We start from the raw sequence: 15,134 nt of genomic DNA on the forward strand, positions 1-15,134 counted from the left end.
CGTTTACCAATCCACCGAATAGCTGACCGCCAATCGACGCCCTTCGGCATGAGGGTAAGGCGCGGCCGCATTGGCCTGCATGTAGAGCGTTTCATAGTTGCGATCGCTCAAGTTATAGACGCCCATGTCCAGTTTGCCGACCGGCAACTCCACGCCGGCCAGCAGATCGACCGTGGTATAGCCTTCGATTTTACGCCCGTTGCCATCCTTGAAACCGGCGTCGTAGCTGTCCAGGCGCATTGCCTGCAACCGCAGGTTGTAGTCGTCCTGTTCATAGGCGACGAAGGCGGTGGTCTTGGCTGGAGAGATGCGCGTGGCCGGCAAATCGAGCCATTCGCCGTTCTGGCGGGTTTCGCCTTTGGTCCACGCGTAGGTTCCGCCCAGCGACCAGGCTTGATCGAGGTGATAAGTCAGGCTGGTCTCGACACCGCGCACGCGTTCTTTCTGATCGATCAGCCGTTGCGCACGGGTGACGGAATCGTAGTACTGCGTCACGTCCGAGCGGTTCTCGAACAGCGTGACGTTGGCCTGCAACGACTCCCAGTCACCGCGCCAGCCGAGTTCGTAACTGTCGACCTTGATCGCCTGAGCGTTGAGGTCCTGGATGTTGTAACTGCCGCGCACATCACGCAGGAAGCGCTGCACATCGGGCAGCGAGAAGCCCTGGCTGAAGTTGACGAATACATCCTGCTCGCTGCTGATGTGGTAAACCGCACCGAGGTTGTAAAGAGTGTCTTCGTACTTCAGCGTGCCGCCGGGCAGCACTTCGGACACGCCCGCTTGCCAAATGCCGCCAAAGGCGATGCTGTCGGCCACATCGCTGTGAATCCATTCATGCCGCGCACCGCCGCGCAGGGTCCAGTCGCCGATGTCCCAACTCGATTGAGCAAAAAGTGCCGTGGTGTTGGTCTCAATGTCCGGGCCGAAGGCGTAGCGCTCGCCTGTCGGCGTGTAGGCCAAGCCGTCGACGCGATAACGGTCGCCCTGCTGGCTGATTTGCTCGTTCTCGAAATCGGCGCCCCAGACCAGGTTGCCGGTAGCGCTGCCAATCGAGGGCAGGGTGCTTTCCACGGCGGTGCGCAGGCCATAGACCTCGGCTTCGCTCTCGGAGGCTACGACCCCGGCGTTGGCACCCCAGTTGTAGGGGAAGAACCGCGCCTGCTGTTTGCGCCAGTAGCTTTCCACCATCAAGTGCTGGCCGAACAGATCGCGATCGCTGTAATTGAAATTCACGGCCTGGTTATGGGTGAACGGCTGGTCGCTCAACTGCAAGCCTTTGATCGCCACCGACTCGCCATTGCGAGAGCCGGCCACATAGCCGGTGTCTTGTTTGTCCTCGTACTCCTGCAGGGACAGGCTCAGGCGCCGATCGTCATCCAGATCGAAGCCGAATTTGGCGTGCAGGTCATGGCTCTCGGTGTCCATATTGCTGCCCTGAAACGCTTCCTGGGCGATGCGGTTGCCGTTGCCGTCGAACTGGTCGTTGCGTTGCAACAGGTCGGCGGACACGTACCAGTCGAAGGCGTTCTGGCGCCCGGTCACGCTCTGGAACACTTCGTAGGCAAAACCTTTGCGGTTGAGGTTGTCGGCGGTGCTGAGGCCTACGCGGCTGTTCATCGCCAGGGATTGCCCCTCGTTACGCTTGGTGATGACGTTGATGATGCCGCCCGAGGCGCCCGCGCCGTAGAGGCTGCTGGCACCGGAGACCACCTCGATGCGTTCGATACTCGACGGCGCGATGCTGTTGAGCTGGCGTGAAACGTCGCGACTGGCGTTCTGCGAAACACCGTCGATCAACACCAGCACGTTACGTCCGCGGATGGTCTGGCCGTAGTTGCTCATGGTGCCGGAGGAGGGCGCCAGACCGGGCACCAGCGTGCCGAGAATATCGGCCACCTTGCGCCCGGCAGCGGATTGTTGCGCGATCTCCTTTGCCTGAATCAACTGCACGGTGCCGGGAATCGAGGCGATGCTGGCCTCGCTGCGTGTGGCGGACACTACGGTGTCGGCCAATGACAGCGAGCCGCTGCCCAGTTCCAGCGGCACCGGAGCCGGTTGTAGCGTGACGCTGTTTTTTCCGCTCAAGCGCCATTGCAGGCCACTGTCGCGCAACAGGCTATTGAGTGCCTGTTCGGTGCTGTAATCGCCCTTGAGCGACGGCGCCATCTTGCCACGCAACAGCGCCGCATCGACGCCGATCGACAGCCCGGTCTGCGAGGCCAGTGTCGTCAGTGCCGAGTCCAGCGGCTGGCTGGCCAGTTCGAAATGATAAGTGTCTGTCGCGGAGTCGGCGAAGGCCGGAACGGCGCAGCCCAAGGCAAGTGCCAGAGCGCTCAGGCGAAAGAAGGAAAAAGTCTGATGGGTCATTGTTGTTGCTCGTGAAATCGACTGTATTACCTCCAATGACCGGGCTGAAATGAAATCGGGCAGTTGTCTTGAAGATTTTTTTGAGCGCCGTTTGATCGGGCGCCCCCCCCGCGCCCCTACAAAAGCCGATCGGGCTCAGGGCTTAGCGCTGCCGCACCTGCACCAGGTATTTGCTGTAGGTCTCGATACGAATCGGCAAGGCCGCCTGCAACAACGCCAGTGCGGCATCGCTGTCTTGTGCGGGCAGCACGCCGGTGAAGCGCAGAGTTTGCAATTGCGCACCCGACGCCCAGATAACCCCCCGACGATGCCGATCAATTTCGGCCAGTACTTCGGGCAACGGCCTGTCGTGGAAAACCAGTCGGACGGGGAGCGAAGCGGTTGCCTGCGTGGCGGGCGCCATCCAGCTCTGCACGGGCAGCCATTGGCCGACGGCGATCGCCGCCGGCAACACCAAGGCTGCGCCTATCAGGCGGGCGCGACGAGGCCGGGTTTTGGCTGGCGGCGAGAAGGATTGCCACAGCTGCTGAAGTTGTTCGAACAGTTGCGCATGGCGCACATCGGCAGCGTGCCAGGCGTTGAATTCGGCCAGAACTTCAGGTGAGGGCGCCTCGTCCAGACGCACCAGCCAATCGGCCGCCTGCTCGCGGATCTGATTCTGGGTGAGGCTTTCAGTCATCGCTCAACCCCTCGGGCAGCGTGTCGAACAAACGGGCATGGCAGTGTGCGAGCGACTTGGCCAGGTACTGCTTGACGCTGCTTTCGGAAACTTGAAGGTGCCTGGCAATCTCGGCATAGGAACAGCCATCGACACGCGCCATCAAAAAAGCCTTGCGCGGTTTCTCGTCCAGCTCTTCGAGCAATAGCAACAGCACTTTGCCGAGCAATTGGCGCACGGCAATGATCTGTTCCGGGCCCTGTTGGGTCTGCTGATCGAGAAGAACGACCATGCTGCGCAGGGTTTCTTCCTCGACCCGGCGACGATGATACTGATTGATCAACAGACGATTGGCTGCCACCAGCAGATAAGCCCGTGGTTCCTGCAATGTCGGCAAAGTGTCCAGGCCCAGCAATTTGACGAAGGTGTCATGGGCCAGATCAGCGGCATTGTCGGGGCAGCCGAGCTTTTTGCGCAGCCAGCCGAACAACCAGCCGTGATGGCCACGGTAAAGCTCGGAAAGGGACGAAGCGGACTGACCCGGCACGACGAAACCTCGAACGAAGATAATTCGCAAATGGGAAATTGTTGCAATTGCGAATGCTGTCATGTTGCTGCGCGACGTTCAAGTCTGATGCGAGAACATGAGCCAGACGCGATGAAACCGGCATCAAAAGCGCTCATTCTGTCTGGCGAAGGCTGCGTTCGGCTGCGCAGCAGTCGTCAAACCAGAGGACCGCATCAGCCGGTCTGACGACTGCTTTGCAGCCGAACGCAGGCTTCGCCAGCTGCTACAAGAATGCGCTTCACCTGATTTCGTCGTCCGGTTGTATCAAAAATGAATTTCCACGAAGTCCGCTGCTCATACCTGTAAGTGGCGGATTTGAGCTCGCGCAAATCATTTATGTAATCAGGGAGTGGCACAGTCATGGGTCCAGTATCAACGGCGGGCGCGCACTTGTCTGACGGATTGATTCTTGTGGTGGAAGACGACCCGTTGATTCTGGAGTTTCTTTGCGAAATTCTTCAGGAGGAAGGCTTTGCGGTTGAAGCAAAGATCAGCGCGGACGCCGCGTCGCAGTTTCTGGAGCAGCATGCGCCGGAGGTCGGACTGTTGCTGACGGACATCACCATGCCGGGCAAACTCAATGGCGCGGACCTGGCCAATCAGTTCGGCGACCGTTGGCCAGACAAACCGATCATGATCATGTCCGGCTTCGAAACCCCGAAAAGCTCCGGGGTCAAGCATCCGGTTGCGTTCATCAAGAAACCCTGGGCGGTGGGACAGTTGCTCGATTGTGTACAAAACGCCCTGCATTCGAACCGGACCGCGTAGGAGCTGCCGAAGGCTGCGATCTTTTGATCTTCGTTCTAAAAGCAAAATCAAAAGATCGCCGCCTGCACCAGCTCCTGCGTGGGTGATGTACATTGCCTGACAACTTTCGCCGGTTCTGGAACTCGCCCTTTGTCCATTCAAGCCTCTGTGTTCAACACCTCGTACCGCGCCTTTCTGTTCGATATGGACGGAACTGTCCTCAATTCCATCGCCGCCGCCGAGCGGATCTGGACCACCTGGGCCCGGCGTCACGGTGTCGATGTCGACACCTTCCTGCCGACCATCCACGGTGCTCGCGCCATAGACACCATCAGCCGTCTGGCCTTGCCCGGTGTAGATGCTGAAGCTGAAGCCGCGTGGATCACCGAGGCGGAAATCGGCGATGTGGAAGGGATTGTCGAGGTAGCCGGCGCGGCGAGTTTCCTCAGATCGCTGCCCGCCAATCAATGGGCCATCGTCACCTCGGCGCCACGGGCGCTGGCCTTGCGCCGAATGGTGGCGGCAGGCATTCCCGAGCCTTTGGTGATGGTCACTGCCGAAGACGTCAGCGCCGGCAAGCCCGACCCAGCGGGTTATCGGTTGGCCGCCAGTCGGTTAGGGGTCGAACCCACCGAGTGCCTGATCTTCGAAGACGCCGCCGTGGGGATTCGCGCAGGTGAAGCGGCGGGCGGCCATGTCATGGTCATCACCGCGACCCATGTTCATCCGCTCCAGACCTCGCACGCCACCCTGGCGGGTTACGACTCGGTCGCGGCGCGAGTGGATCTCAACAGCCAGATCAGCCTGTACGCACTCTGATGTGTGAGGGCTTTCAGTCACATCAATGCTGAATGTGCCACCGCCTTCGCGGGCAAGCCTCGCTCCCACAGGAATCACCGCTACCCCCCAGGCTTGCCCGCGAAGGCGACGGTGGGGTTGGCGTTATGTGTTAGTAAATCCCCGGAATCAATCGCCAGCTACGGGCGCAGTAAGCCTCATATTCACTGCCGAATTGCGTGCGTAACAGCGCTTCTTCGGAGCGAATGCGGGCGATCAGCGGGATCAACATCAGCGCCACCAGCAGCAACCCGACCCCCGATCGAAAGGCCAGCGCCCAGCCCACGCCATTAATCAGCAGCCCCAAATAGCTGGGGTTGCGCAAGGTCCGATAAATCCCGTCGGTGACCAGGCGGTGCCCCGGCTGAATCGCCACCAGGCCGCTGAAGCGCTTGCCCAGCACAAACACCGGCCACATTCGCAGCGCGCCGCCGCCGATGAACAGTAGCGCGCCCAGCCAACGCACGCCCTCGCCACCGAAGGTCCAGAAGTCGATCCGGTCGGTATAGGCTGGCAAATACCCACTCAATAACCCGAGTACCCCGAAAACCGGCAGCACCCAGCGATTGGCGCGGTCTTCGCGCTCGCCGGAGCTCAGGTTACCCTCGCTGAACAAAGACACGATCGCCATCACCAGGGTTGCAAGCGCAATGACCACCAACGGCAGGTGCGAGAAAAAAGCTGCCAACCCACCCAGCCCGAATACCGCCAGAGCGAGGTAGGCCAGGGTGCTGACGAGGGTGAAAAAGGCGAGTTTGGCCGAGATGTTCATGACTGATTTCGCAAAGGACATGTAGGCGCTGCCGCAGGCTGCGATCTTCTGACTTTAACCCTATCAATATCGCTCAAAAAATCAAAAGATCGCAGCCTTCGGCAGCGCCTGCGCGGGGCAGCGCGTTATCGCCACAACGACAGCTGCGGAGCTGGGTGAACTAAGCTTGGATAAGGATGGTTCCATCTATTCACTCCCGGCGCGTTGAACATCCCGCTGGGCCGGGAGCGTCAAAAGGAGCACGCGATGCTTCACATCAGAACGCCCCTGATTCTGCACCCAGGCCTGTCGACCTCCACCCGGCGAATCTGGCTCAAGCTGGAAAACCTGCAACCCAGCGGCTCATTCAAACTGCGCGGCATGGGCCTGCTGTGCAGTCAGGCCGCGCAGCAGGGCAAGCGCAAAGTGGTCTGTCCTTCCGGGGGAAATGCCGGGTTGGCCACCGCTGTGGCCGCCGCCAGCCTTGGGCTGAAAGCCTGCATCGTGGTGCCGAACACCACCCCGCAAACCACCCGCGCCAGAATCACGAAAACCGGTGCCGAGGTGATCGTGCAAAGTCTGGGATGAAGCCAATCAACGGGCGAAAGAACTCGCAAAGGGCGCGGACACCGAATACGTACCAGCCTTCGATCATCCGGTGCTGTGGGAAGGGCATAGCACCATGGTCGATGAAATTCTCGAGGACTGTCCTCAGGTCGATGTGTTGGTGACGTCGGTGGGCGGTGGAGGGTTGCTGGCGGGCCTGCTCACCGGACTGATTCGTCATCAGCGCATGGATTGTCGAATCGTTGCTTGCGAAACCTGGGGCGCGGCGTCTTTCGCGGCCGCTATCCGTGCCGGCCACCCGGTCAGATTGCCGCGCATCGATACCGTCGCCACCTCACTTGGCGCGGCGCAAGTGGCGGCCTGGCCGGTGCAGCACATTCTCGATTTTGCGCATGAATGCGTGGTGCTCAGCGATGAGGAGGCGATCATGGGCGTGGTTCGTTACGCCAACGATTTGCGTCAGTTGGTCGAGCCGGCGTGCGGCGTTTCATTGGCGGTGGCGTACCTGGACCATCCGGCGATCGCCGAGGCTCATGATGTGGTGATTGTGGTGTGCGGGGGCGTCAGCATCAGCGCGCAATTGGTCGCCAACTGGGCGCGGCTGTCCGCTGGAGCGCAAGCAACCTAGGGCCCGAGCACTCTCCCGGTGTCACGAGCCCACGGCTGACTGTTTAGAGGTTTCAGAGAGCGGATCTTATTGAGCGAGGATCGCTTTGGCCAAGTCTTCATCGCTGGCCTGGAGGTCAGGGTGATCTTGTCGAATCTGCTTCAACACTGACTCCAGATAAGCGCCGCGAATCGTACCGCCACTTGCCACGAAGCTTGAGGCGTCATCCCGGGCGGGAATCACGATTTTGTCATCTTTGAATGTCGAGTACAGCGATGCGGAGATACCGGCCGAGGTGGCGACATCTTTTGCCTCTACATCGGCCATGGCCGAACCAGCTGGCAAACAAAGCACTAGTGAAGATATGAGCAATAGACGGCGCATGAGGGCGTCCTCCGAAGCGGAAAGGAAGTAACACATAATTTAGGATGCCTGACAGTGCCCAGTAGTTCCCTACCGATTCGATAGTGCATTCCTGTGGAGCTGGCGAAGCCTGCGTGCGCCTGCGCAGCAGTCGTGAATTCACGCCCTGCGGTCTATCAGGTAAACCGCATGGGCAGGTTTTACGACTGCTGCGCAGCCGCACGCAGGCTTCGCCAGCTGCTACACAGGTTGCCGCGAACGCTGCCGGTTATCAGTGTCTGTAATGGCATCCACCGAGCGGGCTATTCTTGGCAATGCGCCCATCGATATGGGAGACCTCTGATGATCAACGTACGCACTGCCCGCATGCTCGCCGATTACAGGCGCTGGGCCGATCAGCGACTCTTCGACAGCCTTATGGCCCTGCCACCGGAAGAGCTCAACCGCAAACGGGTGTCGGTGTTCAACAACATTATCGGCACCTTGAACCATGTCTACGTGGTCGACTGCATCTGGCAGGCGCATCTGGAAGGGCGCGGTCACGGCTTCAAAACCTCCCATGGGCTGCTTCATCCTGAACTCACCGAGCTGCGACTGGTGCAACAGGAGATCGATCAATGGTTTTGTGGATGGAGCTCGGCCCAGACCGAAGACTCGCTGGACAAACCCATCGAATTCACCTCGGTTTCGGGCGAAAACGGGGTCATGAGTGCCGGCGCGATACTGTTGCACGTGGTCAACAACGCCAGCTTTCACCGAGGCTGGGTGGTCCAGATGTACTGCGAGATACCGGCCATGCCGCCAATCACCGACCTGCCGGTGTTTCTGCGCGAGGTTCCGGGGTATTGAGTCAAACCCTGCAGTTCCCGACCCAAACGAATCTCCTGTGGGAGCGGGCTTGCCCGCGATAGCGGAGTGTCAGGCGACATAGCTTTCTCTGTCAGGCCGCCATCGCGGGCAAGCCCGCTCCCACAGGTTACGTGTCAGTTCAGGAGATTTGGATCAGGCCTGAGCAATCAGGCTCTGCCGGCAATCGAGTACCAACAACGCGCCTCCCGGTTCGTTGCTGCCCACTTCCAGCGTAAACCCATGCAGGCTGACAATCGCCGCGACGATCGACAGCCCCAGACCGAATCCGCTTTGCGGGGTACCACCTTCGGCGCGATAGAAGCGCTGAAACACCGCCTCACGCTCGGCCAGCGCAATGCCGGGACCGGAATCGAGTACTTCGATCCGCGTATGGCCTGCAGCATTTACCCCACGCAAAATCACCTCGCCACCGGGCGGCGTGAACTTGATCGAGTTGCTCAGCAAATTCGCCAGGGCTTCGAACAGCAGCGCCCGGTCGCCGTTGAGCCAGGGCAAGGGCTCGGGCAGTTGCAGTTCAAAAGTCAATTGGCCTTCTTCGGCCAGCGGCAGATAAAAGTCATGCAACTCTTGCAGCAACGGCACCGGGTCCAGTTGCACGAAACCCGAACGGCGCTGGCGATCTTCCAGCTCGGAAATCCGCAACAAGCCGCGAAAACGTGCCATCAACGTATCGGCCTCGCCGAGCACGCAATCCAGTTGCACGGCCAGCGTCGAACCCTCATCGGCCTGTTGCTGAATCCGGTACAGCTGCGCCCGCAGGCGCGTCAGCGGTGTGCGCAGGTCATGGGCGATGTTGTCGCATACGCCCTTGACCTCGTTCATCAAGCGCTCGATGCGTTCGAGCATCGCATTGACGATGGCGGCGAGCATATCCAGCTCGTCACGACGGTTGGACAACGGCAGGCGTCGGGTTAAATCGCCGGCGACGATGGCTTCGGCGCTGGCCTGGATCGCCCGGATCCGCCGCAGCGGGCGCCTTCGCAATAAGTGCCAGCCGGCGATGCCGGGCAGAATGGTCAGCGACACGCCCCACAGCAGCGCATGCAGAATGATCCGGGTCACCGCAAACAACGAACCGTTGTCCCGCATCAGTACCAGCCAGCGCCCGTCCAGGGTCCGGGTCGCCGAGGCATCGCAACTGTCGGCGGGCAGGGTCGGGTCATCGGCATCGACGCAGTCGCTGAGAATATGAATCTTGCCGTCCAGCGGCAGGCCTTGGGGAATCTGGCGCAAGGGCCCGCTGAGGTGACGCCGCTGGTCATCGAACAAGCCATAGGCATCAATGCCACGCACATCGAAGGTCACGCTGGCGGCGAGGGCATCCTCCAGTTGTGCGCCCTGAAAGCGAGAAAACAGATGCTGACGTTGCATCAACGAATGCTTGGCCAGGGTGTCCAGGTAATTGGACACCTCGTAATACATGACGCCCATCAGAATCCCGCTCCAGGCCACGAACAGCGAACTGTAAAGGGCCAGCAAGCGGCTGCTGGAGGAGCGCCAGCCTTTAGAGGGGTTCAGCAATGACATAACCCGAGCCTCGCACCGTCCGGATCAGTGGGGCTTTGCCTGGCGGGTCGATCTTTTTGCGCAAGCGGCCGATGTGCACGTCAATCAGGTTGGTGCCGGGGTCGAAGTGATAACCCCAGACTTCTTCGAAAATCATCATCCGAGACAGAATCTGCCCGGTGTTGCGCATCAGAAATTCCAGCAACTTGTATTCGGTGGGCAACAGCGTCAGCAACCGGCTGTCGCGACTGGCCTCGTGGCTGATCAGGTTCAACTCCAGATCGGCCACGCGCAAGGTGGTGGCCTGGGCGGTCATGGTGTTCTGTCGACGCAACAGGACTTCGACCCGGGCGGCCATTTCATCGGTGGCGAACGGTTTGGTCAGGTAATCGTCACCGCCGGCGCGCAGGCCACGCACTCGTTCATCGACATCGGAGAGGGCGCTGATCATCAGGATCGGCGTGGCCACGCCCAAGGTGCGCAGGGTGGTGACAATCGCCAGGCCATCGAGCTCCGGCAGCATGCGGTCGAGGGTGATCAGATCGTAGTCACCGCTGACCGCGCGTTCCAGGCCTTCACGGCCATTGTCCACCCAATCCACGTCGAGGCCGTGGCTGCTCAGTTCGGCGACGATTTCCCGGGCGGTGACAGCGTCGTCTTCGATGGTCAAGATGCGGGTCATAGGGCTTTGCCTGATTAGAATGTTCAAGACGTTGCGCGGCATTTTGCCAAGAAATGATCGATGGTTTTCTAAATAAAACTTCATGCAGGCCCGTTTTGACCAATGCATAAAACCCGCCGTCAGGGCCGTATTCTTGCAATCTGCATGGTCCTGAGAAGTTCATTGTTTTCAACTCATTGAAATAGAAATATTTTTCCAGGTGGCGCGACTGGCACGGTGACTGCAATTGCTCGTTTGACGAGTTGTAATACCTGCCTGGAGCACTACAACAATGAACAGATCCTCTGATGGTTTTTATCCTGCCGCAGATGAGTTCAGCACGCACTCGGGCGTGTCCTGGGCCGCTATCTTCGCCGGGGCCGCGGCGGCTGCGGCGTTGTCGCTGATCCTCGTGCTGCTGGGGTTTGGCCTGGGTTTTTCGGCGGTTTCGCCGTGGGCCCATGAAGGCCTCAGCGCCAAAAGCCTGGGTATCTCGACGATTGTGTGGCTGGCCTTTACCCAGATCGTGGCGTCCGGGCTCGGTGGCTACATCGCCGGTCGCCTGCGGGTGAGATGGGCCTACTTGCATGGCGATGAAGTTTACTTCCGTGATACGGCCCATGGCTTCCTGGCCTGGTGTATCGCGACGCTGGTGACCGCGACCCTGGTGGTCGGCTCGGTCAGCAACATCGTCAGCGGCGGTGTGCAGGCCGGGGCCAAGGTCGCCGGCGGTGCCGCCAGCGCCATGACCCAGGCTGCCGGCAGCGCGGTCGCTAACACCGACAATGACCCTTACGGTTACTTCATCGACAGCCTGTTTCGCGATGATAGGCCCGTCGCCGTCAGCGAAGACGCGGTCAATGGCACCGTCACCCGGATCTTTGCGCGCAGCTTGCGCAATGAGGGTCAATTGGCGCCCGAGGATCGGGCCTACCTGGCGCAACTGGTCGCCCAGCGGACCAACCTCACTCAAGCGGACGCCGAGCGCCGTGTCGATGAAGTCTATGCCCGTACTCAAAAAGCCGTCGCCGACGCCAAACTGACGGCGCAACAAGCGGCTGACACCGCAGCTAAAGTCGCAGCCTTGACCGCGTTGTGGATGTTTGTCGCGCTACTGGCCGGTGCATTTTTTGCCAGCCTCGCCGCGATCTTCGGCGGTCGTCGTCGGGATGCCGTGGAGTACCTGGAAATCGATGCCTACGTGACCACCACCACAACCACGACGCTGCCACCTGTTCGCTAACCCAGGAGAACCTTCATGCGCTCTATATTGCTGTTCTTTCTCGGTGTACCGATCCCGATCATCATTCTGATTGCCTTGCTCACGTGACCCCTTTGAGGCACTTGCCAGCGCCGCTTCTGCTTCAGGTAGAAGCGGCGTTTTGCTTTTCGGATGCCCGGTGAAAAGCGCGGCAGCTTTTACTGGCCTGGATCAATGTTTCGTTCGAGGGCATGCCTTACCGTGAACAATCCAGGCCCTTGTTGCGGCATCGACCAGTACCCGAGCAGGCCCCTCGTTTTTTTATCTCATCGGGCCATCGCAAGTGTAAGTGCAGCATGGAGCTGGCAACCCTTACCTGAACCTTTCAAGGATGAACGCCACAATGCAACGCCAAGACAGAACCTTCGATATCCAGCCGCTGGTGCGGGCGGACATGACTGTGCGCATCAATGGTCAAACCGTTAACGCCGCCATCGGCGAAACCGTCCTGACGGTCATTCAATCACTGGGTATACGCCAAGTGGCCCGCAACGATCATGATCAAGTCAGCGGTGCCTATTGCGGCATGGGCGTGTGCCAATGCTGCCTGGTGAGAATCAATGGCCGACATAAACGTCGCGCCTGCCAGACGATCGTGCGAGAGGGCATGGACGTCGAAACCCGGGCCAACCGCATCACCGGATGGCAAGCGCCATGAGCCTGCATCCGGTGATCGTCGGCGGCGGGCCGGCGGGTATGGCGGCGGCCATTGAACTGGCCCGGCATGGCGTGCGGTGTACTTTGCTGGAGGAAGCCTCGCGCCTGGGTGGGGTGGTCTATCGAGGCCCGTTGCGCGATAACGTTCAACTGGACTATCTGGGGCCGCGCTATTCAGAAGCGCTGGCCAAACTGCATGGCGATTTCCGGGAGCAGTCGGGCCTGATCGATGTGCGCCTGAACCATCGCGTGGTGGGTGCTGAAGGCACTCGCGCATTGGTGCTGCTGGACGCCGATGAGCGCCTGCAGGAAATCGAGTATTCGCAGTTGCTGTTGGCTGCCGGTTGCCATGAACGCAGCGTGCCATTTCCCGGCTGGACCTTGCCTGGCGTGATCCTGCTGGGTGGTCTGCAACTGCAAATCAAGAGCGGCGTCGTAAAACCGCAAGGCCCGGTGGTGATCGCGGGCAGTGGTCCGTTGTTGCCGCTGGTGGCCTGCCAGCTGCATACCTGCGGGGTGAGTGTTGCCGGGGTCTTTGAGGCGTGCGCGTTTGGCAAGATCGCTCGGGAAAGCCTCGCGCTGTTGAACAAGCCACAGCTGTTTCTCGACGGTTTGAGCATGCTTGCGTACCTGAAATTGCACGGCATTCCCATGCATTATGGCTGGGGCGTGGTTGAGGCACAGGGCGAGGGCGAATTGAAATCGGTGACCGTCGCGCCGTACTCCAGCACGTGGGTTCCAGACCTCAGTGGTGCCGAGCACGTTGCCGCGCAAACCCTGGCGGTCGGCTACGGCTTCATTCCACGCACGCAACTCAGCCAGCAAATGGGCCTGAGTCATTGTTTCAGCGCCGACGGCTATCTGCGGGCCAGCGCCAATGTCTGGCAGCAAAGCAGCGAGCCTCACGTGCACCTGGCCGGTGACATGGGCGGGATTCGCGGTGGCGAAGCGGCCATGCTCGCGGGACGGATCGCGGCGGTATCGATCCTTCTGCAACGCAATGTGCTGGACCTGGAACTGGCGCTTGTGCGGCGCGACCGTTGCCTGTCGAAACTCAAATCCATCGTGCGCTTTCGCGCTGCCGTCGACCGCTACACCGAGCGCGGCGCCGGGCAGACCGCACTGCCCGCCGCCGACACGGTGATCTGCCGCTGTGAACACGTGACCCGCGCCGACATTGATCGGGCGCTGGAGCAGGGCGTGCAAGACCTGGCCGGCCTGAAAATGCGCACCCGTGTGAGCATGGGCGATTGTCAGGGCCGCATGTGCGTGGGGTATTGCACCGACCGTTTGCGCGAAGCCACCGGCCGGCAGGATGTGGGTTGGCTGCGACCGCGTTTCCCCGTCGACCCGATTCCTTTTTCAGCGTTTCAGCCTGTGGGCACGGAGGCCGCAAGCCATGAGTAAGTTTTACGACGTGGTCATCGCCGGCGGGGGTGTGATCGGGGCGTCCTGCGCCTATCAATTGTCCAAGCGCAAACACCTGAAAGTCGCGTTGATCGACGCCAAGCGTCCTGGCAATGCGACCCGCGCTTCGGCCGGTGGCTTGTGGGCGATCGGCGAATCGGTGGGGCTGGGATGCGGGGTGATCTTTTTTCGCATGATGTCGGCCAATCGCAAGCGCCAAGCCCATGGCGCCGCCGTGGCGGTGGACTCCAGCACGCCGCACATCCTGCCGCAGGCATTCTTCGATTTCGCCTTGCAGTCCAACGCGATGTACCCGGACCTGCACCGGGAGTTGCAGGAACATCACGGGATGGATTTCAAGTTCGAGAAAACCGGACTGAAATTCGTGATCTATGACGATGAAGACCGGCTCTATGCCGAGCACATTGTCGCTTGTATTCCGCACCTGGCGGATCAACTGCGATGGCTCGATCAAGCGGCCTTGCGCGAAGCCGAGCCGAGCGTCAGTCATGAGGCAAGGGGCGCGCTGGAGTTTCTTTGCGACCATCAGGTCAACCCGTTCCGCCTGGCCGATGCCTACACCGAAGGCGCACGGCAGAACGGTGTGGACCTGTATTTCAACACCAATGTCACCGGTGTGTTGAAGCACGGCTCGCGGGTCAACGGCGTGCTGACTGATGAGGCCGGCGTATTCCGTTGCGATACGCTGATCAACGCCGCCGGTGCCTGGGCCGCCGACCTCAGCGAACAGGCCACCGGTATTCGCATTCCGGTAAACCCGGTGAAAGGCCAGATCCTGCTGACCGAGCGCATGCCGAAGATCCTGCACGGTTGCCTGACCACCAGCGACTGTTACGTGGCGCAGAAAGACAACGGCGAAATCCTGATCGGCAGCACCACGGAAAACAAGGGTTTCGACGTGACCACCACCTACCCGGAAATCAGCGGCCTGGTGCAAGGCGCGCTGCGGTGTATTCCGGCGCTGGCCGATATCAGCCTGAAACGCTGCTGGGCCGGGTTGCGTCCGGGCTCGCCGGACGAGCTGCCGATTCTTGGGCCGATGCGAGGGGTAGAGGGTTATCTGAATGCCTGCGGACATTTCCGCACCGGTATTCTGACGTCGGCGATTACCGGCGTGTTGCTGGACAAACTGGTGAACAACGAGCCGTTGCCGCTGGACATCACGCCGTTTCTGGCGGATCGGTTTGCAGGGGATGCCGCAGGTTGAATCGAAGGGAATGGAATTGGCTTGAGGACGCCCGCATGATGATCGTTCCCACGCAGAGCGTGGGAACGATCGTTGTGGC

14 protein-coding genes and 1 pseudogene are annotated in these 15,134 nt (G+C 60.5%); 8 read left to right on the forward strand and 7 right to left on the reverse strand.

Annotated features, from left to right (window positions below; all coding sequences use genetic code 11):
* Nucleotides 1–3: 3 nt before the first annotated feature.
* From BZL43_RS01665 to BZL43_RS01675, 3 genes are all read right to left on the reverse strand, one after another.
* Nucleotides 4–2,367: a TonB-dependent receptor gene (locus BZL43_RS01665; RefSeq protein WP_095630692.1), complete on the reverse strand. Its 2,364-nt coding sequence runs from the start codon at nucleotides 2,365–2,367 to the stop codon at nucleotides 4–6.
* 142 nt (nucleotides 2,368–2,509) lie between these two features.
* Nucleotides 2,510–3,046, reverse strand: a complete 537-nt coding sequence (locus BZL43_RS01670) for a DUF4880 domain-containing protein (RefSeq protein ID WP_095630693.1) — start codon at nucleotides 3,044–3,046, stop codon at nucleotides 2,510–2,512.
* Nucleotides 3,039–3,635, reverse strand: coding sequence for a sigma-70 family RNA polymerase sigma factor (locus BZL43_RS01675; protein WP_256582782.1), 597 nt, complete (start codon nucleotides 3,633–3,635; stop codon nucleotides 3,039–3,041). The genes BZL43_RS01670 and BZL43_RS01675 overlap by 8 nt, the downstream gene beginning before the upstream one ends.
* 318 nt (nucleotides 3,636–3,953) lie before the next feature.
* Here BZL43_RS01675 and BZL43_RS01680 point away from each other — a divergent pair, with 318 nt between their 5' ends.
* On the forward strand, nucleotides 3,954–4,361 hold the full coding sequence (locus tag BZL43_RS01680) for a response regulator (protein WP_095630695.1): 408 nt from the start codon (nucleotides 3,954–3,956) through the stop codon (nucleotides 4,359–4,361).
* A gap of 129 nt (nucleotides 4,362–4,490) precedes the next feature.
* Complete coding sequence (locus BZL43_RS01685) at nucleotides 4,491–5,159, forward strand: HAD-IA family hydrolase (RefSeq protein ID WP_095630696.1); 669 nt, start codon at nucleotides 4,491–4,493, stop codon at nucleotides 5,157–5,159.
* 130 nt (nucleotides 5,160–5,289) lie between these two features.
* Here the strand turns inward: BZL43_RS01685 and BZL43_RS01690 are convergent, their stop codons facing one another.
* Nucleotides 5,290–5,949 (reverse strand): isoprenylcysteine carboxylmethyltransferase family protein, encoded by a 660-nt coding sequence (locus tag BZL43_RS01690; RefSeq protein WP_095630697.1) that lies wholly within the window; start codon nucleotides 5,947–5,949, stop codon nucleotides 5,290–5,292.
* Between the two features lie 246 nt (nucleotides 5,950–6,195).
* Here BZL43_RS01690 and BZL43_RS01695 point away from each other — a divergent pair.
* Nucleotides 6,196–7,123 (forward strand): annotated as a pseudogene (locus BZL43_RS01695) (pyridoxal-phosphate dependent enzyme).
* A gap of 66 nt (nucleotides 7,124–7,189) precedes the next feature.
* Here the strand turns inward: BZL43_RS01695 and BZL43_RS01700 are convergent.
* The gene (locus BZL43_RS01700) at nucleotides 7,190–7,486 is read right to left on the reverse strand and encodes a DUF2388 domain-containing protein (protein ID WP_095630739.1); all 297 of its coding nucleotides are present in this window, start codon (nucleotides 7,484–7,486) and stop codon (nucleotides 7,190–7,192) included.
* Between the two features lie 321 nt (nucleotides 7,487–7,807).
* Here BZL43_RS01700 and BZL43_RS01705 point away from each other — a divergent pair, with 321 nt between their 5' ends.
* Nucleotides 7,808–8,314, forward strand: coding sequence for a DinB family protein (locus BZL43_RS01705; protein WP_095630698.1), 507 nt, complete (start codon nucleotides 7,808–7,810; stop codon nucleotides 8,312–8,314).
* A 153-nt stretch (nucleotides 8,315–8,467) separates the two neighbouring features.
* Here the strand turns inward: BZL43_RS01705 and BZL43_RS01710 are convergent, their stop codons facing one another.
* Nucleotides 8,468–9,862, reverse strand: coding sequence for a HAMP domain-containing sensor histidine kinase (locus BZL43_RS01710; protein ID WP_095630699.1), 1,395 nt, complete (start codon nucleotides 9,860–9,862; stop codon nucleotides 8,468–8,470).
* Nucleotides 9,840–10,523, reverse strand: coding sequence for a response regulator transcription factor (locus BZL43_RS01715; protein WP_095630700.1), 684 nt, complete (start codon nucleotides 10,521–10,523; stop codon nucleotides 9,840–9,842). The genes BZL43_RS01710 and BZL43_RS01715 overlap by 23 nt, the downstream gene beginning before the upstream one ends.
* A gap of 271 nt (nucleotides 10,524–10,794) precedes the next feature.
* On the opposite strand from BZL43_RS01715, the gene BZL43_RS01720 reads away from it, so the two are divergent.
* The 4 genes from BZL43_RS01720 to hcnC all read left to right on the forward strand — a co-directional run bounded on the left by BZL43_RS01720 (nucleotide 10,795) and on the right by hcnC (nucleotide 15,055).
* Nucleotides 10,795–11,745: a hypothetical protein gene (locus BZL43_RS01720; protein WP_095630701.1), complete on the forward strand. Its 951-nt coding sequence runs from the start codon at nucleotides 10,795–10,797 to the stop codon at nucleotides 11,743–11,745.
* A 361-nt stretch (nucleotides 11,746–12,106) separates the two neighbouring features.
* Nucleotides 12,107–12,421, forward strand: coding sequence for a cyanide-forming glycine dehydrogenase subunit HcnA (gene hcnA / locus BZL43_RS01725; RefSeq protein WP_095630702.1), 315 nt, complete (start codon nucleotides 12,107–12,109; stop codon nucleotides 12,419–12,421).
* Nucleotides 12,418–13,827, forward strand: a complete 1,410-nt coding sequence (gene hcnB / locus BZL43_RS01730; RefSeq protein ID WP_095630703.1) for a cyanide-forming glycine dehydrogenase subunit HcnB — start codon at nucleotides 12,418–12,420, stop codon at nucleotides 13,825–13,827. The genes hcnA and hcnB overlap by 4 nt, the downstream gene beginning before the upstream one ends.
* Nucleotides 13,820–15,055 (forward strand): cyanide-forming glycine dehydrogenase subunit HcnC, encoded by a 1,236-nt coding sequence (gene hcnC, locus BZL43_RS01735; protein WP_095630704.1) that lies wholly within the window; start codon nucleotides 13,820–13,822, stop codon nucleotides 15,053–15,055. Before hcnB ends, hcnC begins: the two co-directional genes overlap by 8 nt.
* Nucleotides 15,056–15,134: the final 79 nt, after the last annotated feature.

Source organism: Pseudomonas sp. PICF141 (assembly GCF_002286815.1).
Classification (GTDB): Bacteria; Pseudomonadota; Gammaproteobacteria; order Pseudomonadales; family Pseudomonadaceae; genus Aquipseudomonas.

What these genes read in the sequence shown, in the direction of transcription:
- BZL43_RS01715 (WP_095630700.1), bottom strand. Translation starts at nt 10,523, where the DNA reads ATGACCCGCATCTTGACCATCGAAGACGACGCTGTCACCGCCCGGGAA.
- BZL43_RS01705 (WP_095630698.1), top strand. Translation starts at nt 7,808, where the DNA reads ATGATCAACGTACGCACTGCCCGCATGCTCGCCGATTACAGGCGCTGG.
- BZL43_RS01700 (WP_095630739.1), bottom strand. Translation starts at nt 7,486, where the DNA reads ATGCGCCGTCTATTGCTCATATCTTCACTAGTGCTTTGTTTGCCAGCT.
- BZL43_RS01675 (WP_256582782.1), bottom strand. Translation starts at nt 3,635, where the DNA reads ATGACAGCATTCGCAATTGCAACAATTTCCCATTTGCGAATTATCTTC.
- BZL43_RS01665 (WP_095630692.1), bottom strand. Translation starts at nt 2,367, where the DNA reads ATGACCCATCAGACTTTTTCCTTCTTTCGCCTGAGCGCTCTGGCACTT.
- hcnB (WP_095630703.1), top strand. Translation starts at nt 12,418, where the DNA reads ATGAGCCTGCATCCGGTGATCGTCGGCGGCGGGCCGGCGGGTATGGCG.
- BZL43_RS01680 (WP_095630695.1), top strand. Translation starts at nt 3,954, where the DNA reads ATGGGTCCAGTATCAACGGCGGGCGCGCACTTGTCTGACGGATTGATT.
- BZL43_RS01690 (WP_095630697.1), bottom strand. Translation starts at nt 5,949, where the DNA reads ATGAACATCTCGGCCAAACTCGCCTTTTTCACCCTCGTCAGCACCCTG.
- hcnA (WP_095630702.1), top strand. Translation starts at nt 12,107, where the DNA reads ATGCAACGCCAAGACAGAACCTTCGATATCCAGCCGCTGGTGCGGGCG.
- BZL43_RS01720 (WP_095630701.1), top strand. Translation starts at nt 10,795, where the DNA reads ATGAACAGATCCTCTGATGGTTTTTATCCTGCCGCAGATGAGTTCAGC.
- BZL43_RS01710 (WP_095630699.1), bottom strand. Translation starts at nt 9,862, where the DNA reads ATGTCATTGCTGAACCCCTCTAAAGGCTGGCGCTCCTCCAGCAGCCGC.
- hcnC (WP_095630704.1), top strand. Translation starts at nt 13,820, where the DNA reads ATGAGTAAGTTTTACGACGTGGTCATCGCCGGCGGGGGTGTGATCGGG.
- BZL43_RS01670 (WP_095630693.1), bottom strand. Translation starts at nt 3,046, where the DNA reads ATGACTGAAAGCCTCACCCAGAATCAGATCCGCGAGCAGGCGGCCGAT.